Below are 24,005 nucleotides of genomic sequence, written 5' to 3'. Positions count from 1 at the left end.
GAATGACAGTGTTCTACTATCAATCATTTAATTCAAACGCCAGTAAAACTCGAGACGCCATCGCAGCCTTGTCGCAGTCACATGCGCGCAGCACGCATGACAAAATGGCTTCTGGAGAAATCTTGACCGCCCGCAAAAGACCGGCGCCAGACGACGGCGATGCTTCCGGTCCGCCCAAAAAAGTGGCGAAGCTGGCCGCGCCCACCGCTAATGGCGCGTCGCCGACAATTCCTGTTTTTGGTCCGCCCATGCGTTTGTTTATGGAGCCGGCAGGGGCTATGAACAAAGGCTCTCTGACGGTGGTGCAGTTTCAATCACTGGTGCAGGGCAAGGCGCGTGAAATCCACCAGGATGTGATCAGGTCCATCGGGGCTCCTATAGATTTGGGGGTATTTGGAGAAATCGACGGCAACCATTCCGACTGGAATTTCCTGAAAGACCACTTTGGAGATCTGCAACACGCCGTTTCAACGGGAAAAGCCTGCAATAGTTTTAGCGTCTATGACTGCGCAAAGCTCAAAGCCGAAATAATCGGGTCGGGGGATGGCTGGATAGCGGTTAAGAAGGACTGGATCAACATTGCGTTTGTGCATGTTCCCAACGCCATCGCCAAAGATAAAGCGCGCGTCCAGCAGTTTTACCGGGATATCAACCAGGCCTTCATGTCAAAAGGAAAAGGGGGACTGGATGTCGTGATGGGGGACACTAATCAGAGCAGCCGAGGATTTACCGCAACGGCGATCTCCGAAGCGCTGGATATCCCGTTCACTAACGCCGGCGATTCACACGAATTCACTACCGCCGATACCCATGACAATCTCTTTCACGGCACGAACAGCAACGGTAAGGATGTCTACGATGTCGCTGTTTACAATACACGCTCGATAGATTTCAAAAAGTTCGACTATATCTCTCAGGCGGCGACTTCCACCAACTCCGCGGTAGCTTTCACCGATCATATGGGCATGGCGATTTCCGTCATGAAGAGAATTCCCTTCGTATAAAAAAACAGATGGGCGGCAACCGAATGGGGAGCCGCCCGTCGCCCAATCTTTCTCCTTGAGACCGCATAAAATTTCATCATGCACTGTTGCGCAACCAAAAAGTTGCGCATACACTTGCAACCAAATAGTTGCATAATTGTTGCGATACCATGAAACGAGATATTTTCCAGGCGATCGCCGATCCGACACGCAGAGCCATTATGGTGTTGATCGCCGCGCAGGGCATGACGCCCAACGCCATCGCCGATCATTTCGAAATGACCCGCCAGGCGACATCCAAGCATATTCAGATCCTCAATGAATGCGGTCTGGTGACGCAGCAGAAGCAGGGGCGGGAAATTATTTACCAACTCAGGCTGGAAAAAATGCAGGAAATTGACGTTTGGCTGGAGCAGTTCCGCAAGCTGTGGGAGGACCGGTTCAGCCAGCTCGATGCGCTGTTAAACACCCTCAAATCAGGAGATAGAGAGCCATGAACGCGAATCTTCAGTTCGACTTCCTCGTTGATAAGGAAAACAACACCATTACTGTCAAAAGAGAGTTTCAAGCGAAGCGTCAACTGGTCTGGGATTGCTATACCAAAAGCGAGCTGCTTGACCAGTGGTTTGCCCCCAAGCCGTTCACGACGAAAACCAAAACCATGGATTTTCGCGAGGGCGGTTGCTGGCACTACGCCATGATCGATCCAGAGGGAACCGAGTATTGGGGAAGGTTGGACTATCAAACCATTCGTCCCATTGAAAATTACACTGCGCTGGATGGCTTCAGCGACGCCACTGGCGAAGTTAACCCCGCCATGCCGCGCTCCAAGTGGGACGTCACCTTTGAAGATAAGGCCGGGCATTCGCTGGTTCACACTGTCATTGCTTACAACACCCTGAAAGACCTGGAAACGGTGATTCAGATGGGCATGAAAGAAGGCCTGACCTCCACATTGGAGCGACTGGACGAGTTGCTGTTAACTTTCAAGTAAGCGTCCATGCGAACTTCAAGTATAGTGTGATGAAAAACCGGAAACAGCCTGTTGGCTTGCTTCCGGTTTTTGCGTATCAGGACAGTAAAAAGGAACAGACAGAATGGGGCAGCAGTTTTCAGAAATTTCAGACAAATTGACGCAGTTTATCCAGGAACAAAAGCTGTTTTTCGTAGGCACCGCCGCCCGTGAGGGCAGGGTGAATATTTCTCCCAAAGGCATGGACTCTTTGCGGGTGCTTGGCCCTAATCGCGTCATCTGGCTGAACGTCACGGGCAGCGGCAATGAGACCTCGGCGCATATTCAGGAATGTCCCAGAATGACCGTCATGTTCGTCGCATTCGAAGGCAATCCTTTGATTCTACGCCTGTACGGCGAGGCCAAAGTGATTCATAGAAATGACCCGGAATGGGAAGAACTGTTCGCCCATTTCGGTCCGATTCCCGGCGCCAGACAAATCTTCGACCTGAATGTCGACCTGGTGCAATCCTCCTGCGGTATGGCGGTTCCTTTCTACGACTACGTCGAAGACCGTGAACTACTGAAAAACTGGGCCGCCAAGAAAGGCGACGAGGGCATCAAAGACTACTGGAAACAGAAGAACGAACTCAGCCTGGACGGCAAAGAGACGCATATTGTTGAGAAGGGTGTTTGATAGGCGTTAGGCGATGATGATATCCGCCTCGTCATCAGGGGAGCCGACGAAGTCAGAGTGGTGCTCGTGCTCCCGATCTCGTTTTCGCGATTGTGTCTTTCTGTTGCTTTTGTGGGTTTATTGTATTGATTGTTTGGCCGGGCACATAGCGCGTCTGGTTGCCACTGTTGGCCGGGTAGCGGCTTTGGGCGCGGCGTTTGGCGAATAGGGGGCGTCGATGATGGCGTTTTGGGGTGGAGTCTGGGAGGTTTGCGCGTTCTCACTAATCGAACTATATATTTTTGGGGCTGCGCGCTCCGGCCGCAGGTCTGGGTTATCGATTGTCCGGACCGCGCGTAAAGGGAAGCGCAGCTTATCCATTGATTAGTGTGAGTTAATCAGGAAGTTTACTGCGCATGATCGTGGCGGGGTTGCTTCCGATAATATGCAGCACCATGGAGGATTACTCGACATGACATGCAAGAATGAGAAGCAAGGCGCGGTGCATAGCGGCCTGTGCGACGTCACCTATCCCTGCACCAGAATCGCTTCTTCCACAGATATTCGCGCCACGCACCAACGGGACTGCTCACTGGGAGGCGGATTCGTCGCTTTGGGCGATGTTCACCAGACATTGGGTTATGAGGCCAGCATGGACCTTATCAACCTGGATGACCTGATCAAATTTATCGATAACCGCGCTAAATTCGGCACCTATTGCAATATTCCCAAGTCTCGCGGTCGCGCTCACTTTTGCGTGGATAAAGGACGTCGAACCGTTGAGGGGCGGCGTTTGTCCTGGTTGTGGGTATTTCCCGACGGGAATGTGCGACCCGCCCATAAAATTCTGACTGACAACCCCACTTACGTGTGGACCAAACAGCAAATTATCGATGCCTATCGCGCGGCCAAAAATCCGGGTCTGCCCATGTTCACCCGTCACGTAGACAAACATTCTGAGCTGGCGATCACCTTCTGTCTGCCGTTGCCGTAGAGGCGCGGAGTCCCACTCATCCAATCCAGATCGCCACTGACAGCGTATTCATTCAGGCAGGGTGAATACGCTGTCACGCACGCCCCACCAGCCTCAAACGCTAACTCTGCTATCCTGTGACTGATAATAGCTATCGTTATGATCGAGAACCTATATTGGTCAACTCAACTGCGCACGTACTATAACTGAATCACTGGACGAAACCTGTTAATAGCTTGAATACGAATGGAGAGAACGCAATGTCTGATAGCAAATGTCCCTTTCATCACGCGCCAGCGGAGGGAACATCGAACCGGGATTGGTGGCCCAACCAGTTGCGGCTCGAAATCCTCCATCAGCGCTCTTCTTTATCCAATCCGCTGGGTGAGGAATTCAACTACGCGGAAGCTTTCAAAAGTCTGGATCTGGCGGCGGTAAAGCAGGATCTGACTGCACTGATGACTGACTCTCAAGACTGGTGGCCCGCGGACTTCGGCCATTATGGTCCCTTGTTTATTCGCATGGCGTGGCACAGCGCCGGCACTTACCGCACCGGCGATGGCCGTGGCGGCGGCGGAACCGGCAATCAACGCTTCGCCCCTCTGAATAGCTGGCCGGATAACGTCAATCTGGACAAAGCGAGACGCTTGCTGTGGCCGATCAAACAGAAATACGGGCAGAAGATTTCCTGGGCGGACCTGATGATTCTCGCCGGCAACGTGGCGCTGGAGTCCATGGGCTTCAAAACCTTTGGTTTCGGCGGCGGACGTGCGGATATCTGGGAGCCGGAGCAGGACATCTACTGGGGCGCCGAGAAAACCTGGTTGGACGACAATCGCTATTCCGGCGACAGAGACCTTGAGAATCCGCTGGCCGCCGTGCAAATGGGGCTGATCTACGTGAACCCGGAAGGCCCCAACGGCAACCCGGACCCCATTGCGGCGGCCAAAGACATTCGCGAAACCTTCGCGCGCATGGCGATGGATGATGAAGAAACCGTGGCGCTGATCGCCGGCGGACACACCTTCGGTAAAACCCACGGCGCCGGCGATGCGGCGAATGTAGGGCCGGAACCAGAAGCGGCGGGGCTGGAAGAGCAAGGCCTGGGATGGCGCAGCAGCTATGGTTCCGGTAAAGCGGGCGACGCCATTACCAGCGGCCTGGAAGTGACCTGGACGGAAACGCCGACCCAATGGAGCAACAACTTCTTCGAAAACCTGTTCGGTTACGAATGGGAGCTGACCAAGAGCCCCGCCGGCGCTCATCAATGGGTTCCCAAAGGCGGCGCTGGCGCGGATAAAATTCCCGACGCGCATGATTCCTCGAAGCGTCACGTTCCGACTATGTTGACCACGGACCTGTCGCTGAGATTTGATCCCGCGTACGAGAAGATCTCAAGACGGTTTTATGAGAACCCAGATCAGTTCGCGGATGCTTTCGCTCGCGCCTGGTTCAAGCTGACCCATCGGGATATGGGGCCGCGCGCACGCTACCTTGGATCGGAAGTGCCTGCCGAAGACTTAATCTGGCAAGACCCGATTCCAGCAGTGGATCACCCCCTGATTAACGACCAGGATATCAGCGCGCTGAAGAGCAAGATTCAGGCGTCAGGGCTGTCCGTCGCACAGATGGTGTCCACCGCCTGGGCGTCCGCCTCCACCTATCGTGGCTCCGACATGCGCGGCGGCGCCAATGGCGCGCGTATTCGTCTGGCGCCGCAGAAAGAGTGGGAGGTCAATCAGCCTGACCAGTTGGCGCAAGTGTTGAAATCCCTTGAAGGCATCCAGAGTGAGTTCAATAGCGCGCAATCCGGCGGCAAGAAAGTCTCACTGGCGGATATGATTGTGCTGGCGGGTTGCGCTGGCGTTGAGAAAGCCGCGCAGAACGCCGGACATAACATCAAGGTTCCATTCTCACCGGGGCGTATGGATGCCTCGCAAGATCAAACCGACGTTGAAGCGTTCGAGGTGCTGGAGCCTATTGCGGATGGATTCCGTAATTACACGAAGGGCAAATACGCCGTGTCGGCGGAAGAGTTACTGGTGGACAGAGCGCAACTGTTGACGCTCACTGCGCCGGAAATGACGGCGCTGATCGGCGGCATGCGCGTTCTCAACACCAATGTCGGCCAGAGCAAACACGGCGTTTTCACCCAGCGGCCTGAATCGTTGACCAATGACTTCTTTATCAATCTGCTTGATATGGGCACAGTCTGGAAAGCGACCTCCAAAGAGGAGGATATGTTTGAAGGGCGTGACCGAGTAACGGGAGAAGTGAAATGGACCGGCACGCGGGTGGACCTTGTGTTCGGCTCCAATTCGCAGCTCAGAGCCTTGGCTGAAGTGTACGCCAGCTCCGATGCGCAGGAGCGCTTCCTGAAAGACTTTGTCGCCGCCTGGAGCAAAGTCATGGATCTGGATCGCTTCGACTTGGCGTAACCAGAACAAGCCTTTCGCTACAAACGCGGATTAAACGCCTGCCTGGCCTCGGTCGGGCGTTTTTCGTTAGACAGGATTTGCTTATTGTTTTAAGCGATGCGCTTTTCGATCCAGGCAATGGCGGCGCGACAATTCCAGAGCCGCTCCTTATCCTGCATCGCGATCTCCGCGGCGGTCATACTCCCTGGCTTATGCTCAAGAAGTGACTCCAAACGGGTTCTCTCAACCTTTAGCGCCGCCAAAACAGGGCCGCTGTCGCAGGTGAGCAGCAGTGCAGTAATCGCCTTGATGGTTTCTTCTTGAGAGGATTCGGCGGACTGGGAGAAAGGGTTGTCGGTGACGGCGAGGCAATTCGCCACCTGGCGCTGAAAGTCCTCGTCATTGTCCTTCGTGTGCATACTTCAATCTCCGCCTTGGCTTTTAAGGAGCCTCTGAAAATAGTCAGTCTCTGAAGAGGGGACGGCAATCTGATTCGATACGCTCTACGCCCGCCGACACTACTCTTGCAAATACTTCACAGAATGTAAAAAAACATCAACAACGTCCACCTAAGCGACGGCCTGAATGCATCTATAATTGTCTGCATCTGGCGAACGTCCGTCGTTAGACTTCTAATAAAACCAAAAACGAAGCCTGGGGAGCAATTGCCGCTATTACGTTCAGGACACCCACATTTTTCAGGAGGAATAATGCTCATGTCGAATTACTCACGCGTTTTGATTTCAAACCTTCTATGGCCATTGCTATGGTTACTGGCCAGTACGTCTTTGCAGGCCGCTCCCCAGGCGTCAAACGTCAGCTATGTCACAGCAATTAATACGTCTCTGGACATCAGTCTGGATAGTCTGAGCTCCAGTCAGGAAGGGTTTAAGTTTGGCATTGTCGCGCCGCCGTCTCACGGTGCGCTCAGTCCTTTGGGCCCTGTGCCAGGGCAGTCTGCGGACGGCGCCAGATGGCGGTATACGCCGCAGACGGATTTTGTCGGCGTCGATGTGTTTGAGTTCTACATTCAGGATCAACAGGGGGAGAGGGCGCAGGCCCGAGTGACGGTTTCCACGGAAGATGGGGCGATCAACCGCTATGTTTTTTCTCCCGGCAATGGCTATAACGGCGTCTCGCATATGTATGGCCCTTATGTGGCGGATGCGGTGTATGGCGCTGGCAAACCGATTAACTTCCCCTATATTCAGCCCGGAGATCGTATCGAAATTGCGCCGGGAACCCGCAGCAAAACACTGCGCATCTGGGGTTTGCAAGGAACCCCTGAGCGCCCTATCGTGATCATCAATCAAGGCGCGGTGGAACTGGGCAAGGGCGGTCACACCATTGAACTGGACGCCTGCAAATATGTGCAGATCATGGGCGTGGGCGATGATGATCTGGATACAGGCATTCATATTCATGGCGGGGCGACCAAAGGCATTCGCATGGGGGAAGCCTATACGCAGCACATTGAGCTGGCCTATCTGGAGATCGATCATACCGTTATGGCGATCAGCTTCGGCAGCAAATATCCCCTGGGCGCTGCGCCGCCCACCGATGGTATTCACATCCACCACAATGATATTCACGACATCTCCGAAGAGGCCTTCTATCTTGGCAAAGCCGCAGACCAGGGCGGCGGCGCTTACTCCACCACTCATGACCTGACGGTCGCCTATAACCGGCTGCGCGACATTGGCTATGAAGGTATTCAGATTCGCGGCCTGCGCGGCGCCAACAATCACATTCACCATAATGAAGTGATCAACACTGGCTGGTCCCATGACGGCGCACCCAACGACATGCACGGAATCTATGGCTATGACGTGCATCAGGTGAGCATTTATAACAACCTGATAACAGGGTCTTACCGCGCTGGCGTCTATATCAAAGAGTATGGGAACACCAACGACTCTCACTTCGAGGTTTTCAATAACCTGATTATCGACTCCGGTCGCGCGGATAACGGCAAGGGGCACGGCATATTGATCTCCGCAGGCCACAGCGCCAACCTCTACAACAACACTATCGTAGGTGCGCGCGAATACGGCATTAGTTACTACAGCGACCTGGACAGCGCCCATATCGCCAACAATCTGCTGGTGGATATTCAGGATCTGATCAGCCCCATTCGCGATATAGGCAACCTCAGCATCCTGGTGGAAGGCAATCAGTTCTACGCTGATCCGGCGCAAGCGCAGTTCGTGAACGTCGCTCAGGGCGATTATCGGGTGGCGGCGACTAATGCCGACATTGTGGACTACGCGACGCCGCCTCTGATTGCATCGTCGGATTACGCCGACCATCCCCGTCCCGGCGGTCCTGCGTCGGATATAGGCGCGCACGAAAACCAGCTGCCGGTCTCATGGGATCAGGCATTTGTTTATCCATCATCAGGAACGCTCAACGGGACGCTGGCGGGCTATGACCCGGAAACCGACGCAATCGCCTACGCGGTGGCGACGCCGCCACAGCATGGGAGCGTGACGTTACAGGGCGCTGACTTTATCTATGTCGCTGATCCAGGCTTCCCGGGGCAGGACCAGTTTACGATGGAGCTGAGCGATGGAATGGGGCGGTCGACTTTGGCGACAGTCAGTATCGCAGGCGAGTAGACTGAGTTTGCTGTACGCTGGACCCGATATGACGCTCGGCGTTGTATCGGGGCCGCTCTGTATAAAGTTGAGGCCTCGCCAACGTTTTTCAAAGGTTCCCTGGATGACAGACAGTATTGAATATAACGGACGCACAACAGATAGAAAAAACGCCATCGAGTCCGTTGAACGGGCGCTATTGCGCCATGGCGATTGGGGAAGTTACGGCGACTTCTCCAAACCGCTGAATGAGTTAACAGACGAATATAAAATTACCATTGAGGAAAGGCCTGACAGTTTTTCCGTCACCTGTATTTCCACTATTCCCAATAGCGGTTTTGAAGTTGCTTTTTCTGTTTTAAAGAAAGACCTGTCTATCGATTTGCATAGCGTTGTTATTGGCGTTGATTGCCCGCCGCCAGATATAGGTGAATAACCGCTTTAATTCCCTGTCTTTCGCTATAAATCGCCGCCCTCCACGCAACCATGTTGTGGTACTCTACGCAGCCGTTGATATCCATCGCGTTACAAGTAAACAAGTCAAGGAAATGCGGCTCTGATCTATGTATCGGAGATTTTGGAAACAGGACGTTATTTATGACAATGGCCGTCGTCAAAGCGGAAGTTGAGTACTGCTTTAAAGAACTTATCGCTTCTCTCACCATCGCCTACCCAATATTGATTTCTCTCAGTCTCAGTATGATAGCGGGGCTGACGGATATGATCGTCTTAGGGCGATTTTCAACGGTTTCACTCTCCGCCGCTGTGGTCGGCAACAGCGTCTTTATTATTTTTGCGACGGCGATAAACGGTTTAATCAGGGGAATGGTCCCGCTGTATTTTCAGTCTGAAGATGCTGCGGGTAAGCATCGGGTGATACGCAGTGGCGCGCAACTGGCGTTGTTTTCCGGGGTAGTGGGATGTCTGCTGCTGCAGTTGCACGGGGTGGCGTTGACGTTTTTAAATCTGCCCGCGGACATTGCCCTCGCCGCCAGTCGCTATCTGGATGTACTGGCCTTGGGCCTGGTTCCCCTTTCACTCAGCATGCTGGTGACCAATTTGTTTGTGGTGACCAAGAACACCAAGCCTCTGTTAAAAATAAGCGCTTTATCTTTTGCGATGAACGCCCTGAGCACGGTGGTGCTGGTATACGGCTGGCTGGGATTTGCGCCGATGGGGGAGCAGGGAGCGGCGATAGGAACGGTTATCGGGTATGTCTTTGCACTGGCGTTTGGCTATCGCTTGTGCGGCGCTGGATTGTTTAACTTTCAGGCGGGAAAAGACGCGTTGCGGGTAGAGAGGAAAATGCTGAGGCGCATCATCCGAATCGGCGCGCCGATTTCCGCCTCGGTGATAGCCAAGTTTGCAGCCATGTCGGTTCTCGCGATGATCGCGGCCTATTCTGGAGCAGATTCCGCTGCGGCCTTTGGCATTCTTAACAGTATCGCTTCTATAGCGTTCATTTTCGCCATCGCCTACGGGCAATCGCAAATGTCCCGCGTAGGGGCAGTCATAGACGTGCAAGCGGAACCGCGGCGCTGGTTTATTGCTTTTCTGTTTAACGGCGTCGTTGTGATGTCGTCTTTAATCGCCGTTGTTTATTTAATTAGCGATAAATTGGTCTATTTTTATACACCTGATAGTCGTGTCGCGGAATTGGCGCTTGAGATCGTTCCTCTTATGCTGCTGGCCTGTTTGTTCGACGGGGTGCAAGCATCCGCCGGGATTGTTCTGACGGCATTCAAAGACACATTTTTCTCATTCGTATCACTACTTATATCTTATTTCGTGTTTTGTATTCCCATGGTATTAGTATGGGGTAACGTTCAGGGTGAGGGGATCGTTTACGATCTGTTTTTCTCCATGACGGTAGGCTTGTTTGTTTTATGCATTTTGCAGGTTGCGCGTTTACATTACGTCGCAACCTATGGGCGGAATACTCTTATAGCTAACCGGCCTAAACAGAGTCGCGCCGCATAGCCTACTCTTATCGATCAAACCCTCCCTGTAAAAGAAGAGTTTTTTGACAATTGGCGGCGCTGTGAACAGCGGTAAGTTGTTCTCGCCTTTAATAGAACTTATATAAAATAAGTGCGGTTTTCAGGTATAATGCGGCGCCAAAAATTTACACTACCTTTTGTGTATAAAAAAGCGACGGTCAAAAGCTGTTCGTTTTGCCACACTGGGTGACCTTTCCACAAACTTAGGGGGACTTAATGCCTAGTAATTCCAAAATCGTCTATACACTTACTGACGAAGCGCCTCTACTAGCAACCTATTCTTTTTTGCCGATCATCAAGAAATTCGCCGCAGCTGCGGGCGTAGACGTAGAAACCAGCGATATTTCCCTGGCGGCGCGAGTTCTCGCTAATTTCCCTGAATGTCTCTCTGAAGATCAGAAAGTGCCTGACGCATTGGCGGAACTGGGCGAGTTGGTAAAACAAGCCGACGCCAACGTCATCAAACTGCCTAACATCAGCGCCTCTATCCCACAGTTGAAAGCGACCATCAAAGAGCTTCAGGAGCAGGGCTTCAACATACCCAACTATCCAGAAGAAGCGACAACTGAAGAAGAGAAGAAAATCGAGCAAACCTACGCTAAAGTGCTGGGCAGCGCAGTAAACCCGGTTCTGCGTGAAGGCAACTCCGATCGTCGCGCGCCTGCGGCGGTTAAGCAATACGCCCGTAAGTACCCCCACAAAATGGGCAAATGGAGCCAGGCTTCCCGTACTCACGTTGCGCACATGCGTGAAGGCGATTTCCACGCGACAGAAAAGTCTGTGATCATCGATCGTCCCATGGTCGCCAGAATCGAGTTCGTCGGCAAAGACGGCGCGGTGCAATTGAAGCGTGAGCTGAAGCTGCAGAAAGACGAAGTGCTGGACAGCATGCGTCTGAGCGTCAGAGAACTGTGTCAGTTCCTGGAGCAGGAAATCGAAGGCGCGCGTCGCGTCGGCATCCTGCTGTCTCTGCACGTTAAAGCGACCATGATGAAGGTGTCTCACCCCATCGTATTCGGTCACGCGGTGAAGGTGTTCTTCAAGGACGTGTTCAAGAAGCACGCGGAAACCTTCAAAGAGCTTGGCGTTGAACCCAACAATGGTATGGGCAACGTGTACGAGAAAATTCAACAGTTGCCGATGTCCAGACGCGAAGAAATTGAGAAGGATATCCTCAACTGCTTCGAGCACCGTCCAGAACTGGCGATGGTGAACTCCGACAAGGGCATCTCCAACCTGCACGTGCCTTCTGACGTTATCGTTGACGCTTCCATGCCTGCGATGATTCGTGAAGGCGGCAAAATGTGGGGCGCGGACGGCAAACTGAAAGACACCAAAGCGGTTATCCCGGACTCCAACTACGCCACCATCTACCAGGAAGTCATCAACTTCTGTAAGCACCACGATGCGTTCGATCCCACCACCATGGGCACCGTGCCTAACGTGGGTCTGATGGCGCAGAAGGCGGAAGAGTATGGCTCCCACGACAAGACCTATGAACTGGACGCAGACGGCGTGATGCGCATCGTCGACGACCAGGGCAATGTGTTGATGGAGCACGAAGTAGAGAAAGGCGACATCTGGCGCGCATGTCAAACCAAAGACCTGCCTATCCGCGACTGGGTGAAACTGGCGGTTACCCGCGCTCGTCTGTCTGGCATGCCGGCTATTTTCTGGCTGGACGAAGACCGTCCTCACGATATGAACCTGAAAAACAAAGTTGTCGAGTATCTGAAAGAGCACGACACTGAAGGTCTGGACATCCATATCATGGGTTACGACGTTGCTATGCGCACCACGCTTGAGCGTCTGCGTCGCGGCAAAGACACCATCTCCGTAACCGGTAACGTTCTGCGTGACTACCTGACTGACTTGTTCCCCATCCTGGAACTCGGCACCAGCGCGAAAATGCTGTCTGTCGTTCCATTGATGGCGGGCGGCGGCCTGTTCGAGACCGGCGCTGGCGGTTCTGCGCCTAAGCACGTACAGCAGTTCGCGGAAGAGAACCACCTGCGTTGGGATTCTCTGGGCGAATTCCTGGCGTTGGCGGTTTCTTTCGAAGACATCGCGGTCAAGACCGGCAACAAGAAAGCCGAGATCCTGGCCAAGACGCTGGACAAAGCGACAGAGAAACTGCTGATGAACGGCAAGTCGCCTTCCCGTAAGGTCGGTGAGCTGGACAACCGCGGCAGCCACTACTATCTCGCGATGTACTGGGCCGAAGCTGTTGCAGCGCAGACCGACGACGCTGAGCTGGCGGCGCAATTCGCTCCTCTGGCCAAAGAGCTGGCGGCAAACGAAGACAAAATCGTCAGCGAACTGCTGGCCAACGAAGGCACAGCAGTGGAAATGGGTGGCTACTACCACGCAGATCCAAAACTGGTCAGCAGAGCCATGCGTCCAAGCGACACACTGAACGCGCTGATCGACGGCTAAGCTACTTTCGGCGCTACGTTGCTTATGTAAGTCGTAAGTGACGTCCACCGAGCAGGCTTAAGAAAAAGGGAGCATTCGTTGCTCCCTTTTTTCTTTATGGCTATTTGCTTGTAGAAACTTTATGGATTGTCTCTCATGAAAAGGCGAGAAACATAAATCGCGTGATCGATTATGCAGAAGAGGCCGAGAGGTTTTATAAAATTGGAAAATGAAGTGGTTTGGCGTAGTGGAAAGCCGGAAAAAAACGGCGCTTATGTTGTCGCAATATTGTATGAAGATGGTCTGGGTGTAATTTCTGTTGATAGATATAGTCTGAACAGAGGCTGGTCTTCGGACGATAATGTCATTGCTTATATACCTTTCCGCGAAGTTATCACTGCTGCGAAAGTGGAATGGCCAGAACACTTGACGCCTCAATGACTAAACCGCGTCGCCGCAAACTGGTTCAATATGCGATGCACCAGATAAGTGGCGAGTAAGGTCACTACGATGGCGAAGAAAATACTGCTGATTCGGTAGAGCCCGCTGAAAACCAGGTCGTTGGTGGGGGATAGATACTGGCCGAACAGGATGCCCAGTGTGGTCAGCCCGCCGAACCCCGCCCCGGAGCCGCTGGATTCTTTGACATGCAGATAGCTGAAGAACAACGCGCCGATCCACAGTAGCGGGATCACCAGCAGCAATACGCCAGTCCAATCATACAGAATCACCTGACACAGCAAGCCAAAGGCGACGCCCAGCAGAGTCCCCATGGCGCGTTTGCGGGCGTAGCCCAGCGCGCCGTTCCAGTGCATGGGAAACAGCAGCAGCAACGTGGTGGCTTGGGCGGACATGGAGTCATTCAGATCGAATATCTGAAACACCAGAAACGACAGGGTCGCCAGCGTCGCGCCCATCAGCGCTTCATGGCGCATGCGATGAGATCCCTTTGGCTCAGCCGGTTGTGGAGGAGGCAGGCGAGGGGAGGCGTCCGGTATTAAAAAGGTGGCAAAGTAGGCGATCAATACGGACAGCAGTCCCGCCAGAATGTTGCTGACCACCAGATCATTCAGGTCCACCCCAGGATAGCTGGCGAAGTGCAGCATGATGCTTAAACTGAGCACGCTGTTGGCGCCGAACAGAAACAATGGGCCTTTGGACATGCAGGCGAATTTATACAGAAACAGCCCGAAAGCGATCAGGGTCATGATTCCGGGATGCGCGCCGAACAGGCCTCCCAGCAGAGCGACTTCCAGGCCGCAGATCGCCGATGACGCCACCAGTTGGCGCGCCAGGTGCGCGTTCATCACCGGCGCCAGACCAAGCAGCAATACCGGCGTGACGGTGAAGAAGACGCCATAGTTCCAGCCAAACAACTTACTGATGGTGAACCCCAGCACCGCGCCAGTGGCGATGCGCAGGCTCTGGCGCAAGTCATTCTCGGAGAGTGGATGATCCCATAATCGCATAACGACGCCTGCTTAGTAGATGTAGTGCAACAAGCTGAGGAAACGAATCTGCGCCTTGGCGAAGGTGGAGAAAATTGCTCCATCCGGCAGCAGCTGCACCGTGGCGCGTGCGCCGGACGGCAGTTGTTGCGCATCCGCGGCGTCCAGTTGCAGATGCAAACGCATACGCTGCGCATCGCGCACCCAGCGGTTGGATTGCGTGGGCGTCGCCAGACGACCGTCTGCATCGAACTGGCCGGCGCTGACGCCGGCGTCGAGACTGCTGACGCGGGCCTGGAATACCTGTCCGGGTTTGCCGTCGAAAGCGACCAGCGCTTCATTGTTCAAGTCAAAGTTACGCAGACTTTTTTCGCGAAAGTCAGCGATGACGTCCAGGTTGTCGGATACCAGCGCCACCAACGGCGCTCCTGCGACAGCGTAGGCGCCCGCCTCAAGTTGCAGGTTGGTGATAACGCCATCTTCCTCCGCCTTTATCCGGGTGTAGGAGAGATTCAATTGCGCCTGTTTCAATTGGGTTTCTGCGGTGCGAACGGTCAGGTTGGCGTCGCTCAGCTCGCCCCGGCTGACTTCCAGCTCTTTCAAGTGCGCTTTCACCGACGTTAACTTCGCCTGGGCGGTGCTTGCGTCGCTCTCCGCCTTGTCCAGCTGCTGCTGAGATACGACATTGCGTTGGAACAAGGTTTTCAAGCGCAGGGCTTCGCGGTTTTTCTGACTCAACGTCGCCGATGCGGCTTCCACATCCGCTTTGGCGGCGGCGATGGAGGCATCCAGTTGCGCGTTGTTTTGTTTAACCCGCTCCAGATTCAGCTGCGCCTGCTCGACGGCGATCTTGAAAGGCTCTGGGTCAAGGTCGAAGAGAATATCGCCTTTGCGCACCGGCTGATTATTCTCTACATAAACCGCTGTGATGGGACCGCTGATCCGCGGCGCCACCTTGGTGACGATACGCGTCGCCATGGCCTGGGGCGTCAGCGGCATGGCGATGTCGGCGATAAGAAAGTAGGCGAAAACAAAAACGAAAGCGATGCAGGAGTACTTTATCCACTGCGCGAATTTTTGATCGGGGGTCATAAACTCTTACTTCTTTCAATTAGGGAACTACGGGTTCTGAAACTCAAGGGCATTCAAGGCGATTTGCTCCAACATGACGCCGAGCTTTTTCTGATCGTCTTCACTGATTTGATTCAGCAGGCGCCGGCGCACTTTGAGTATGTGGGCTTCCATTTGCGTTATCAGTGATTTGCCGGCATCCGTCAGGCTCACGATGCGCGCCCGTTTGTCGTGAGTACAACAATGCCGCTGGATGAGAGATTGATCCTCGAGCTGCTTTAGCGTGCGCATCAGCGACGCCAACTCAATTTCAAGCGCTTCCGCCAACTGCTTCTGGCTGATGTTGTCGCCCAGACGCTGCAGCTTTAATAACGCGGTCCAGCGCGGGTAGGTCAGACCCAGCGGGGCGAGCTCCCGGTCGGCAGTCATCTTCCAAAGGCGCGAAACGCGGCCAAGCTGCTCCGCTAGGGAAAGGTCTTTGAAGGTATTGGTGGGAGGGTTCATGGCGTGGCGCTCAAATTAGTTAGCATGCTAAATAATATAATATGCTTAGCAAGCTAAGTAAATGTGAGAGACGGAGAAATCTGGTAAGGAGAAGTACGCAGACAGCGGATTTAGGTAAAAGTTACCGTTTTCGTATAGTCAGTCTCGGTCTAACGTACTGATTTCATTTCCTCAAAATCGCTAATCCTGGCAGGGGGCGTCATGGCTATTGATCTATTTCCGTTTTCTATCCAGGTGACACTTGGTCAGACCGAGACAGATGATATTTCACAAAAACTGGACGCTACGGTTCAGCTTTATCAAGAACTTCAACCAGACGACAACGCGGCTCAGATAAGCATAGAGGAGTATCATCCCTATGGCGCCACGACAGTATTTGATCCTACGAAAAGGGTGGAGGATAGCTTTCAAACTATCCGTTATAGCGGCAGGACGTTGGATGACGTGGGGCTTCATTATTTTGGATATCGATACTACCAACCCTGGGCGGGAAGGTGGCTTACTGCCGATCCTCAAGGGGCGACCGATCAAATGAACCTGTTCCAGGCCGTTAACAATCCGGCCAATAAATAGGTCGGCCAAAAAATAGCCCCCCCTAATTCTTTTTACTTTTCCATAAACGACAGGGCCAGTTCCTATCTGGCCCTGCTCGCCGCTGCCGGGAGATTAAATTTACTCCCAACTAAAACGTAACGATTTGTAATGTTGGTGACGGGGAGCGCTTTAGAAAGCTCGCTACCTGTATTGATAATTCTTATCAACACATCAACAGCAAGAAAAAGGAAAACAATATGGAAGTCTATTTGATTGGACATGGCGGCTGGCTGGAAGAAGATGGTTATTTCGACATGCCGAGAAATGTGGTGCTCCATCTTTACTGTCCTCACACCAAAAAGTTCGACAGCAGTTGGGAGAATGCGGTCAGAGCCGGGCAGGCTGTCGCCCATCAGGACTTCAGTCATGAAAGAGGTCCCCAGCGTTGTCGCAACTATCGTTTGGCGCACCCTGGCGGCATTAAATCCAAAGTCGGCTACGACTCTCTGCATCCCCTGATTCCCCCTCATTATATCGGCGCTAACTTGCGTGATCAGTTGAACTGCGCCGTTAAAGATCGCGTTACCCACTGGTACGTACACCTTAAAGATATCCTGAATTCCATCAGGCCCAATGGCGCTGTCTGTCATGTGCATTGGCTCGCCTGCCGCGACGACCTGAAAGGCATCGCATCGGACTTTGAAAGAGAGGCCAAAGGCAGGTATGGCGGCATATACGGCGGTGAGCCGAAAAAAGCCGTCGGTAAGCTGGACATGAGTAAATTCCAGCTAAAAATCGGATAAGAATTCGACCGCCGGTCAGACCGCTTTCCGGGGAGCATCCCTCGCTCCCTGGTTGTGAGTGGTTAGCCGGCGTTTTTCAATTGAATACGCCTTGGTTCACCTCCTCCTGCTGTCCGTCATCTCCTCTCAACTGCTTTTAGTTTCTTGCATAACCAGCTGATAAATTTAAAGTTGTCGCGAATTTAACGCATCCGTTACACTGGTTTGAATTTATCTCCCCCTATCCCGGCGCTAAGCGTGATGACCAAAGGCGTGGGCTGCTTGGGATATCAGCCAAGGACTTATGAGATGCTGTCAGAACAACAAAAAGCCCAGTATGCAAAGGATGGTTATTTACTGTTGCCGGATTTGGTGACGCAGCCGGAGTGTGAGGCGTTAATCGCACGCGCCTACGAGATCATCGAAGAAGATAATCTGGCGCAAGCTGCCCGTTTCTCCACCATTGATCGCGCCCAGATCAATAACGCATATTTTCTCGGTTCCGCGGAAACGATTCGCTGCTTTTTCGAAGAAGAAGCCTTCAGCCCGGAAGGTGAGTTGCTGCAGCCGCGGGCGCAGTCCATCAACAAAATCGGTCATGCATTACATGACCTGGACCCGGTCTTCAAACGCTTCGCGCAACGCCGCGAATTCGGCGATCTGGCCCGTGATCTGGGGCTATCGCGACCTTCGTTGTATCAGACTATGGTGATCTTCAAGCAGCCGCGAATTGGCGGTGAAGTCACCTGGCATCAGGACGCCACGTTCTTCTATACCGAACCCAGCAGCGTCATCACTTACTGGTTCGCCCTGGAAGACGCCACCTTGCAAAACGGCTGCCTTTGGCTGGAGCCCGGCGGCCATCAAGGCCCCTTGCGCGAACGCTATTTGTGCGAACAGGACGACCTGCGCATGCAGCCATTGAGCGGCCAGCCCTGGCCAACTGACAGCGGAACCCCCATGCCCGTCGAAGCCGGCAGTCTGTTGGTCTTCCATGGTCATCTACCGCACTACAGCGCCTCCAACCGTTCCGACAAATCCCGCATCGCCCTGACATTTCATGTGGTCGACGGGGCTTGTCAGTATGCGCCGGAGAATTGGCTGCAGCGGGGGAGGTTGGGGAGTTTTTCAATATGAGGATGTGAGCTTTCGCCTGATAAATAATCATAAAAGGCTGCTTTCGAGCCCTGTTTACGCCGCGACCATGACACAGGGCAGGCAAGCCGGTAATAAAGTTCTGCGTGAAGAACTCAAATCCCTATACTGTATTCAACAATCCCTGGCCTGGGAAAATGTTGCTCATTTATACCGCCGCCAGGGGCTGATCGCCGCCGTTTTATAGATGTATTGTCGATATGAGGGACAAACCCATGTCTGGTCAGGACGCGTCACCGCTCAAGATCCACGCAACCTTAGTCGAAAAGATCAATTTTGCTTGCCATCAGAGCGCTTACGCCCTGTTGCGCGAGTTGAAAATCGAGAATTCGGGCGCGGAGGATCTCCACCATCTGGTGGTCACACTGGACGCTGCGCCGGCGTTTCTTAAAAAGAAAGCATGGACGATAGACAGTCTTGCGGCGGACGGACAAGTTGTGATCAAGGATCGTGACCTGGAGCTGGACGGCGGTTTCCTGTTTGGTTTGACCGAATCCATGCGCGGAAGCGTGACGATTCGCGTCAATTGCGGGGATGAGCTGCTTGCCGAGCAGGCGGTTGACGTTGAGTTGCTGGCCTGCAATGAATGGGGCGGCGCAGGCTTTATGCCGGAGCTTTTAGCCGCTTTTTGTACGCCTAATGACCCCGCTGTAGATCGTTTGTTGGGACAGGCCGGCAAAGTGCTGAGGGAGGCGGGCAAACCGGACGCCATTGACGGCTATCATTCTAAAAGCCGGGAGCGGGTATGGCTGATCGCCTCCGCGATATACTCCGCCATTGTCAAATTACAAATAGGGTATGCGCTGCCTCCCGCCAGCTTTGAGCGCAACGGCCAAAAAATTCGGCTGCCGAATCAGATAGAAGCCAACAAGGTGGCCACCTGTCTGGACACAACGATGCTGTTTGCTGCGGCGTTGGAGCAAGCCGGGCTTAATCCCATCGTGGTGTTAACAAAAGGGCATGCGTTAGTGGGGCTCTGGCTGCAGCCTGAAGATCTCTCAAGTGTTCTGGTGTATGAAGCAGAGGTTTTTCGCCAGCGTATCCCTTTGAAAGAGCTAATTTTAATCGAAACCACGCTGGTGACGTCGCATCCCGCCGCGCCTTTCTCCAAAGCGGTGCAGGCCGGGAGCCAGGCGGTGTCGTTGGAAAAAGACAGCGAGTTCGTCGCGGCCGTTGATATCCGCCGGGCGCGGGCGCATCGCATAAATCCAGTCAGTTTGCAGACGCCGCGATCCCAGTTCGATGAATCCGTCAGTGAGGACGAGAGCATAGAGCCGGGGTTGGAAGAGGCTCCGTCGTTGCCCTCTTATTCCGTTCCTGATGAGGAAGATCTCTCCGATAGCAGCCCAAGCGGTCGTTTAGAACGCTGGCAGCGCAAGTTACTGGATTTATCCGCGCGTAACCCGCTGCTTAATCACAGGCCCGGCAAAACCACTCTGGCTTTTGTCTGCAGCGATCCCGGCGCATTGGAAGATGTTTTGGCCACAGGGGCGCGAATTTCAATCGCGCCATTCCCCAAGTTTCATGTCCAGGAACAAGATCAGGATATCTATCGTCAGCGCACCGGGGACGATTTGAAGGAAGAATATGCCCGGCACGCGCTGTCGAAAAAGCAGCTGCTGGTTGAAATTCCGCAAGAGGAACTGGATAAGCGCGCGGTTGAAATATATCGCAAAGCGCAGACCTCCCTTAAAGAAGGCGGTTCTAACACCCTGTTTCTGGCAATTGGTTTTCTACTCTGGAAACAGAAGGACAAAGACGACCGTCGCTACCGCGCGCCGTTGATCCTGTTGCCTGTTTCTCTGGAGCGAAAATCCGTTCGCAGTGGCGTCAAGATGACCGCCAGCGAAGACGATCCCAGATTTAATACGACCTTGCTGGAAATGCTGAAGAAAGACTTCGGTATTGAAATTAGCGGCCTGCATGGGCCGTTGCCGCAGGATCATAGCGGCATTGACGTGGAAGGCGTCTGGAACAAAATCAGGCAGGCGATCAAGGACGTGCCGGGATTCGAAGTGGTGGAGGAGGTCGTCCTTGGCCATTTTTCTTTCGCCAAGTACTTGATGTGGAAAGATCTGGTGGATCGCTCCGAGTCCCTGAAACAAAGCGCGGTGGTGAAGCATCTTCTGGAAACGCCAAGAGAGCCTTACGAGAGCGATATCCGCTTTGTTGACCCTGGGGATATTGATAAAGAGTACACGCCGGCGGATTTGCTGACGCCTTTGCCGGCGGACTCGTCTCAGATGTCCGCTATCGCCACGGCGGATCGGGGCAAAAATTTTGTCATCATCGGGCCGCCGGGAACAGGGAAAAGTCAGACCATCGGCAACCTTATCGCCCACATGATGGGCAAAGGCAAGAAAGTGCTGTTTGTGTCAGAAAAAACCGCGGCGCTGGAAGTGGTTCACCGGCGACTGAAAGACATCGGCCTGGGCCATTTCTGCCTGGAGCTGCATTCCAATAAGGCGAAAAAAGCTGACGTCCTGAATCAGCTGCGCACCTCCTGGGAGAGTTTTTCTCAGTCGAAGGTCAATGAGTGGCAAACGGAGGCGGAGCGACTGAAAGCGCTGCGTGATCGACTAAACCAAGTCGTCAACGCCCTCCACAAACGTCGCCGAAATGGCTTAACGGCTCATTACGCCATCGGCGTTAAAGTCCGTGATAGCGAGCTTGCAGCGAAGGCGAAGCTAAACTGGCCTAATGCGGACTATCATGATGACTCGCAGTTGCAAAAGCTGCGGGAAGCCGCGGAGTTGCTGGGCATTCAGGCAAAAGCCGTGGGCGAAATGGTTGATCACCCATTGCAAGTTATCGCTCATTTCGATTGGCGTCCCCAATGGCAGGAAGAGGTGGTCAACGCCGCCAGACAATTACAGGTCGGCGCCAAACAGGCAGCGAAAGACCTGACTGTATTTGAGGGCGCCCTGGGAGTTAGCTTTGGCGGCGCCGACTTGTCTAAGCTCGATGCGGTGGCTGAACTGGGGCAAGTATTGCTGGACTCCTACAGGACACAGGCGTCGTTCGCCCTGGAGCCGGACGGCCCTGACCGTCTGGAGGCGCTGGAAGAGGCGGTTGGACAGCTAAAAGTCTATATCGACGCGCAATCCAGGTTGAGTTGTAAGTATGACGCTCTGGCGTGGAAGAAGCTTGATGCTGACAGTCTCGACGTCCAGTGGCGGGACGCTAATCAGACATGGTGGCCCAAAAGCTTTTTCGCCAAACGAAAAGTACTCAAACAGATGCGCCAGCATGGCGCGCTGGGTGATCCAGACCCCAACAACGATATCCCGGTTCTGAAGCAGTTGCGAACCACAGGCGACCACATTGACCGTCTGGATGGAATGCTGAAAGGGTTGCGCGACTGGAACGTATACGACTCAGATCCCGATGTGATCGCGTCTCTCAAACTGCTGGGGTCTCGCGCTCGCATCGCGGTGAGCAAGCTCGCCGACGACGCGGATGGGTTGATCTTCCTGCGATCAAAAATCAGGGGGCTGCTATACGACGCCAACGACCTTCTGGCCCCGGAGGCGACCGTTGGAAGAGGCATTGCGGATTTGCTGTCGTCACTGGAGCGACTCAAGGCGATCAGCCAGCCATTTGAGGGCTTGATTGGCAATACGCTGAATGGATATCTACCGAGCAATACGCCGGCGTTAGCGGCGATGGACGCGCTTTGTCAGGGAATAATTGAACATCATCACTCCATGAAAGACTGGTGCGGCTGGGTGCGCAGACGCTCCGATGCCCTGGATCATCAGATGGGGCCGTTGGTGGAAGCGGTTGAAAAAGGCGATGTAAACCCCGAGGACGTCATGGATATTTTCGAAGCCGCCTATTGCGCCTGGTGGTCTTCAGCGGTGATTGGCGAGGATGAAATCCTCAGAACGTTCTCGTCGCCGGAACATGAGTCGGCCATTCTCCATTTCAGAGATCTGGACTCCCAATTCAGTGAACTCACGGCGCAGTATATTGCGGCGAAACTGGCGGGGGATATTCCAGATCCGGACGACATCAAACGCAGTTCATCCTGGGGCGTTTTACGTCACGAGCTGCAGAAGAAAACACGACATAAGCCGGTTCGGGAGATGATGGAGGAAATTCCCGATGTAGTGACCTCTCTGGCGCCTTGTCTGATGATGTCGCCGCTATCCATCGCCCAGTTTCTGTCGGCGGAGCAAGCGCTGTTTGATGTGGTTATTTTTGACGAAGCCTCGCAGATTACAGTTTGGGATGCGGTAGGCTCTCTGGCGCGGGGCAAGCAAGTCATTGTCGCGGGCGACCCGAAACAGATGCCCCCCACTAACTTTTTCGCTCGCTCCGACGATGATCCTGATGGGGATATCGACGCTGAGGGCGATCTTGAAAGTATCCTTGATGAGCTGATCGGCGCCAGTATCCCTCAACGGGTGCTGAACCTGCATTATCGCTCGCGTCGGGAGAGCTTGATCGCCTTCTCCAACAGTCGCTACTACGACAGCTCCCTGATCACCTTTCCGGCGCCGGTGCATCCGGACAAAGGCGTTTCACTGGTTCGCCCGGAAGGTTTCTACGCCCGAGGCAAAGCCCGTCACAATCAAGGCGAAGCGAAGGCGATCGTGGCGGAGATTGTACGCAGAGTCACCTCTTCCGATGCGAAAGTGCGCGCTCAATCCATTGGCGTGGTCACATTCAACACGGAACAGCAGACACTGATTGAAGATCTGCTGGATAAAGCCCGCTCCGATGATCCGTCCATTGAATGGGCGTTTTCCGAGGAGTCGACCCTGGAGCCCGTATTCGTGAAGAACCTGGAGACGGTTCAGGGGGATGAGAGGGACGTCATACTGTTCAGCATTACCTATGGCCCGGATGAAAGCGACCATGTGACGATGAACTTCGGGCCGCTGAACCGCAATGGCGGAGAGCGACGTTTGAACGTGGCGATGACCCGGGCGCGCTCTGAAATGATCGTCTTTTCGACAATGACGCCAGAGCGTATCGATCTTTCCAGAACGCAGGCCAGGGCAGTGGCCGATCTCAAGCATTTTCTCGAGTACGCGGAGCGGGGCGCTTCCGCCTTGGGCTCCGCGGTTCACGGTTCAATAGGCGACTTCGAATCGCCCTTCGAAATTGCCGTAGCGAGAGCCCTGCAGGATAAAGGCTGGATTATTCATCCCCAGATTGGCGTCTCCGCCTACCGCATCGATTTAGGCATCGTGCATCCTGATGCGCCGGGCCTGTATCTGGCGGGTGTCGAATGCGACGGAGCGATGTACCATAGCTCCGCCTACGCCCGAGAGAGAGACAAAATCCGCCAGGCGGTGCTTGAAGGCTTGGGATGGACGCTGTTCAGAGTCTGGTCAACGGACTGGTGGACGAACAAGGCCAAGGCGCTAGAAGACCTTCACGCCATGCTACAGCGCCACCTCGAAAAAGTGCGTGAGGAAGATACACGGAAGGAAGCTGGTGAAGAGGCAGTCAGCTAGCGGGCGGTTGATGCATTGCGGGAGAAAGTC

Annotated in this window: 19 protein-coding genes; 15 read left to right on the top strand and 4 right to left on the bottom strand. The window is 53.9% G+C overall.

Annotation, left to right across the window (positions count from 1 at the left end; genetic code table 11):
- Positions 1 to 2: 2 nt before the first annotated feature.
- The 6 genes from ACQYWX_RS16765 to katG all read left to right on the top strand — a co-directional run bounded on the left by ACQYWX_RS16765 (position 3) and on the right by katG (position 6,022).
- The gene (locus ACQYWX_RS16765; RefSeq protein ID WP_279504622.1) at positions 3 to 1,004 is read left to right on the top strand and encodes a hypothetical protein; all 1,002 of its coding nucleotides are present in this window, start codon (positions 3 to 5) and stop codon (positions 1,002 to 1,004) included.
- Positions 1,005 to 1,153: 149 nt separating this feature from the next.
- The gene (locus ACQYWX_RS16760) at positions 1,154 to 1,480 is read left to right on the top strand and encodes an ArsR/SmtB family transcription factor (protein ID WP_216738190.1); all 327 of its coding nucleotides are present in this window, start codon (positions 1,154 to 1,156) and stop codon (positions 1,478 to 1,480) included.
- Complete coding sequence (locus ACQYWX_RS16755; RefSeq protein WP_216738189.1) at positions 1,477 to 1,977, top strand: SRPBCC family protein; 501 nt, start codon at positions 1,477 to 1,479, stop codon at positions 1,975 to 1,977. The genes ACQYWX_RS16760 and ACQYWX_RS16755 overlap by 4 nt, the downstream gene beginning before the upstream one ends.
- Before the next feature lie 103 nt (positions 1,978 to 2,080).
- The gene (locus tag ACQYWX_RS16750; RefSeq protein ID WP_431685635.1) at positions 2,081 to 2,632 is read left to right on the top strand and encodes a pyridoxamine 5'-phosphate oxidase family protein; all 552 of its coding nucleotides are present in this window, start codon (positions 2,081 to 2,083) and stop codon (positions 2,630 to 2,632) included.
- 451 nt (positions 2,633 to 3,083) lie between these two features.
- Positions 3,084 to 3,605: a hypothetical protein gene (locus tag ACQYWX_RS16745; RefSeq protein WP_431685634.1), complete on the top strand. Its 522-nt coding sequence runs from the start codon at positions 3,084 to 3,086 to the stop codon at positions 3,603 to 3,605.
- A gap of 239 nt (positions 3,606 to 3,844) precedes the next feature.
- Positions 3,845 to 6,022: a catalase/peroxidase HPI gene (gene katG, locus ACQYWX_RS16740; RefSeq protein WP_431685633.1), complete on the top strand. Its 2,178-nt coding sequence runs from the start codon at positions 3,845 to 3,847 to the stop codon at positions 6,020 to 6,022.
- Between the two features lie 89 nt (positions 6,023 to 6,111).
- On the opposite strand, the gene ACQYWX_RS16735 is transcribed toward katG, so the two are convergent.
- Positions 6,112 to 6,420 carry a hypothetical protein gene (locus ACQYWX_RS16735; protein WP_431685632.1) on the bottom strand — a complete coding sequence of 103 codons (309 nt, stop codon included), beginning with the start codon at positions 6,418 to 6,420 and terminating at the stop codon, positions 6,112 to 6,114.
- Positions 6,421 to 6,717: 297 nt separating this feature from the next.
- Here ACQYWX_RS16735 and ACQYWX_RS16730 point away from each other — a divergent pair, with 297 nt between their 5' ends.
- From ACQYWX_RS16730 to ACQYWX_RS16710, 5 genes are all read left to right on the top strand, one after another.
- Positions 6,718 to 8,619 carry an Ig-like domain-containing protein gene (locus tag ACQYWX_RS16730; protein WP_431685631.1) on the top strand — a complete coding sequence of 634 codons (1,902 nt, stop codon included), beginning with the start codon at positions 6,718 to 6,720 and terminating at the stop codon, positions 8,617 to 8,619.
- Between the two features lie 28 nt (positions 8,620 to 8,647).
- Positions 8,648 to 9,034 carry a hypothetical protein gene (locus tag ACQYWX_RS16725; RefSeq protein ID WP_431685630.1) on the top strand — a complete coding sequence of 129 codons (387 nt, stop codon included), beginning with the start codon at positions 8,648 to 8,650 and terminating at the stop codon, positions 9,032 to 9,034.
- Positions 9,035 to 9,195: 161 nt separating this feature from the next.
- A complete protein-coding gene (locus tag ACQYWX_RS16720) occupies positions 9,196 to 10,578 on the top strand; it encodes an MATE family efflux transporter (RefSeq protein ID WP_431685629.1) in 1,383 nt (460 codons plus the stop codon).
- Between the two features lie 236 nt (positions 10,579 to 10,814).
- Positions 10,815 to 13,034: an NADP-dependent isocitrate dehydrogenase gene (locus ACQYWX_RS16715; RefSeq protein ID WP_431685628.1), complete on the top strand. Its 2,220-nt coding sequence runs from the start codon at positions 10,815 to 10,817 to the stop codon at positions 13,032 to 13,034.
- Positions 13,035 to 13,235: 201 nt separating this feature from the next.
- Entirely contained in the window at positions 13,236 to 13,454 is a 219-nt protein-coding gene (locus ACQYWX_RS16710) for a hypothetical protein (RefSeq protein WP_431685627.1), read from the top strand.
- On the opposite strand, the gene ACQYWX_RS16705 is transcribed toward ACQYWX_RS16710, so the two are convergent.
- From ACQYWX_RS16705 to slyA, 3 genes are read right to left on the bottom strand one after another with little or no spacing between them, the layout of a single operon-like run.
- Entirely contained in the window at positions 13,448 to 14,482 is a 1,035-nt protein-coding gene (locus ACQYWX_RS16705) for a DUF2955 domain-containing protein (RefSeq protein ID WP_431685626.1), read from the bottom strand. The two genes, ACQYWX_RS16710 and ACQYWX_RS16705, sit on opposite strands and share 7 nt — an antisense overlap.
- 12 nt (positions 14,483 to 14,494) lie before the next feature.
- Positions 14,495 to 15,553, bottom strand: coding sequence for an HlyD family secretion protein (locus ACQYWX_RS16700; RefSeq protein ID WP_431685625.1), 1,059 nt, complete (start codon positions 15,551 to 15,553; stop codon positions 14,495 to 14,497).
- Positions 15,554 to 15,580: 27 nt separating this feature from the next.
- The gene (gene slyA / locus ACQYWX_RS16695) at positions 15,581 to 16,036 is read right to left on the bottom strand and encodes a transcriptional regulator SlyA (protein WP_431685624.1); all 456 of its coding nucleotides are present in this window, start codon (positions 16,034 to 16,036) and stop codon (positions 15,581 to 15,583) included.
- 201 nt (positions 16,037 to 16,237) lie between these two features.
- On the opposite strand from slyA, the gene ACQYWX_RS16690 reads away from it, so the two are divergent.
- The 4 genes from ACQYWX_RS16690 to ACQYWX_RS16675 all read left to right on the top strand — a co-directional run bounded on the left by ACQYWX_RS16690 (position 16,238) and on the right by ACQYWX_RS16675 (position 23,975).
- Positions 16,238 to 16,609 carry an RHS repeat-associated core domain-containing protein gene (locus ACQYWX_RS16690; RefSeq protein ID WP_431685623.1) on the top strand — a complete coding sequence of 124 codons (372 nt, stop codon included), beginning with the start codon at positions 16,238 to 16,240 and terminating at the stop codon, positions 16,607 to 16,609.
- Positions 16,610 to 16,827: 218 nt separating this feature from the next.
- On the top strand, positions 16,828 to 17,373 hold the full coding sequence (locus ACQYWX_RS16685) for a putative adhesin (protein WP_431685622.1): 546 nt from the start codon (positions 16,828 to 16,830) through the stop codon (positions 17,371 to 17,373).
- Between the two features lie 288 nt (positions 17,374 to 17,661).
- Positions 17,662 to 18,489: a phytanoyl-CoA dioxygenase family protein gene (locus ACQYWX_RS16680; RefSeq protein WP_431685621.1), complete on the top strand. Its 828-nt coding sequence runs from the start codon at positions 17,662 to 17,664 to the stop codon at positions 18,487 to 18,489.
- A gap of 233 nt (positions 18,490 to 18,722) precedes the next feature.
- Positions 18,723 to 23,975, top strand: a complete 5,253-nt coding sequence (locus ACQYWX_RS16675) for a DUF4011 domain-containing protein (RefSeq protein WP_431685620.1) — start codon at positions 18,723 to 18,725, stop codon at positions 23,973 to 23,975.
- The last annotated feature ends 30 nt before the right edge of the window (positions 23,976 to 24,005 follow it).

This window comes from Hahella sp. NBU794, from assembly GCF_050749805.1.
Classification (GTDB): Bacteria; Pseudomonadota; Gammaproteobacteria; order Pseudomonadales; family Oleiphilaceae; genus Hahella.
Note: the sequence above shows the minus strand (reverse complement) of the source record. Positions and strands in the feature narration are given on the sequence as shown.

Bases quoted from the DNA above. Each gene is read 5' to 3' on its own strand.
- ACQYWX_RS16755 (WP_216738189.1), top strand. From the start codon at position 1,477: ATGAACGCGAATCTTCAGTTCGACTTCCTCGTTGATAAGGAAAACAAC.
- ACQYWX_RS16675 (WP_431685620.1), top strand. From the start codon at position 18,723: ATGTCTGGTCAGGACGCGTCACCGCTCAAGATCCACGCAACCTTAGTC.
- ACQYWX_RS16690 (WP_431685623.1), top strand. From the start codon at position 16,238: ATGGCTATTGATCTATTTCCGTTTTCTATCCAGGTGACACTTGGTCAG.
- ACQYWX_RS16750 (WP_431685635.1), top strand. From the start codon at position 2,081: ATGGGGCAGCAGTTTTCAGAAATTTCAGACAAATTGACGCAGTTTATC.
- ACQYWX_RS16745 (WP_431685634.1), top strand. From the start codon at position 3,084: ATGACATGCAAGAATGAGAAGCAAGGCGCGGTGCATAGCGGCCTGTGC.
- ACQYWX_RS16715 (WP_431685628.1), top strand. From the start codon at position 10,815: ATGCCTAGTAATTCCAAAATCGTCTATACACTTACTGACGAAGCGCCT.
- slyA (WP_431685624.1), bottom strand. From the start codon at position 16,036: ATGAACCCTCCCACCAATACCTTCAAAGACCTTTCCCTAGCGGAGCAG.
- ACQYWX_RS16760 (WP_216738190.1), top strand. From the start codon at position 1,154: ATGAAACGAGATATTTTCCAGGCGATCGCCGATCCGACACGCAGAGCC.
- ACQYWX_RS16765 (WP_279504622.1), top strand. From the start codon at position 3: ATGACAGTGTTCTACTATCAATCATTTAATTCAAACGCCAGTAAAACT.
- ACQYWX_RS16685 (WP_431685622.1), top strand. From the start codon at position 16,828: ATGGAAGTCTATTTGATTGGACATGGCGGCTGGCTGGAAGAAGATGGT.
- ACQYWX_RS16720 (WP_431685629.1), top strand. From the start codon at position 9,196: ATGACAATGGCCGTCGTCAAAGCGGAAGTTGAGTACTGCTTTAAAGAA.
- ACQYWX_RS16730 (WP_431685631.1), top strand. From the start codon at position 6,718: ATGTCGAATTACTCACGCGTTTTGATTTCAAACCTTCTATGGCCATTG.
- ACQYWX_RS16680 (WP_431685621.1), top strand. From the start codon at position 17,662: ATGCTGTCAGAACAACAAAAAGCCCAGTATGCAAAGGATGGTTATTTA.
- ACQYWX_RS16735 (WP_431685632.1), bottom strand. From the start codon at position 6,420: ATGCACACGAAGGACAATGACGAGGACTTTCAGCGCCAGGTGGCGAAT.
- ACQYWX_RS16725 (WP_431685630.1), top strand. From the start codon at position 8,648: ATGACGCTCGGCGTTGTATCGGGGCCGCTCTGTATAAAGTTGAGGCCT.
- katG (WP_431685633.1), top strand. From the start codon at position 3,845: ATGTCTGATAGCAAATGTCCCTTTCATCACGCGCCAGCGGAGGGAACA.
- ACQYWX_RS16700 (WP_431685625.1), bottom strand. From the start codon at position 15,553: ATGACCCCCGATCAAAAATTCGCGCAGTGGATAAAGTACTCCTGCATC.
- ACQYWX_RS16705 (WP_431685626.1), bottom strand. From the start codon at position 14,482: ATGCGATTATGGGATCATCCACTCTCCGAGAATGACTTGCGCCAGAGC.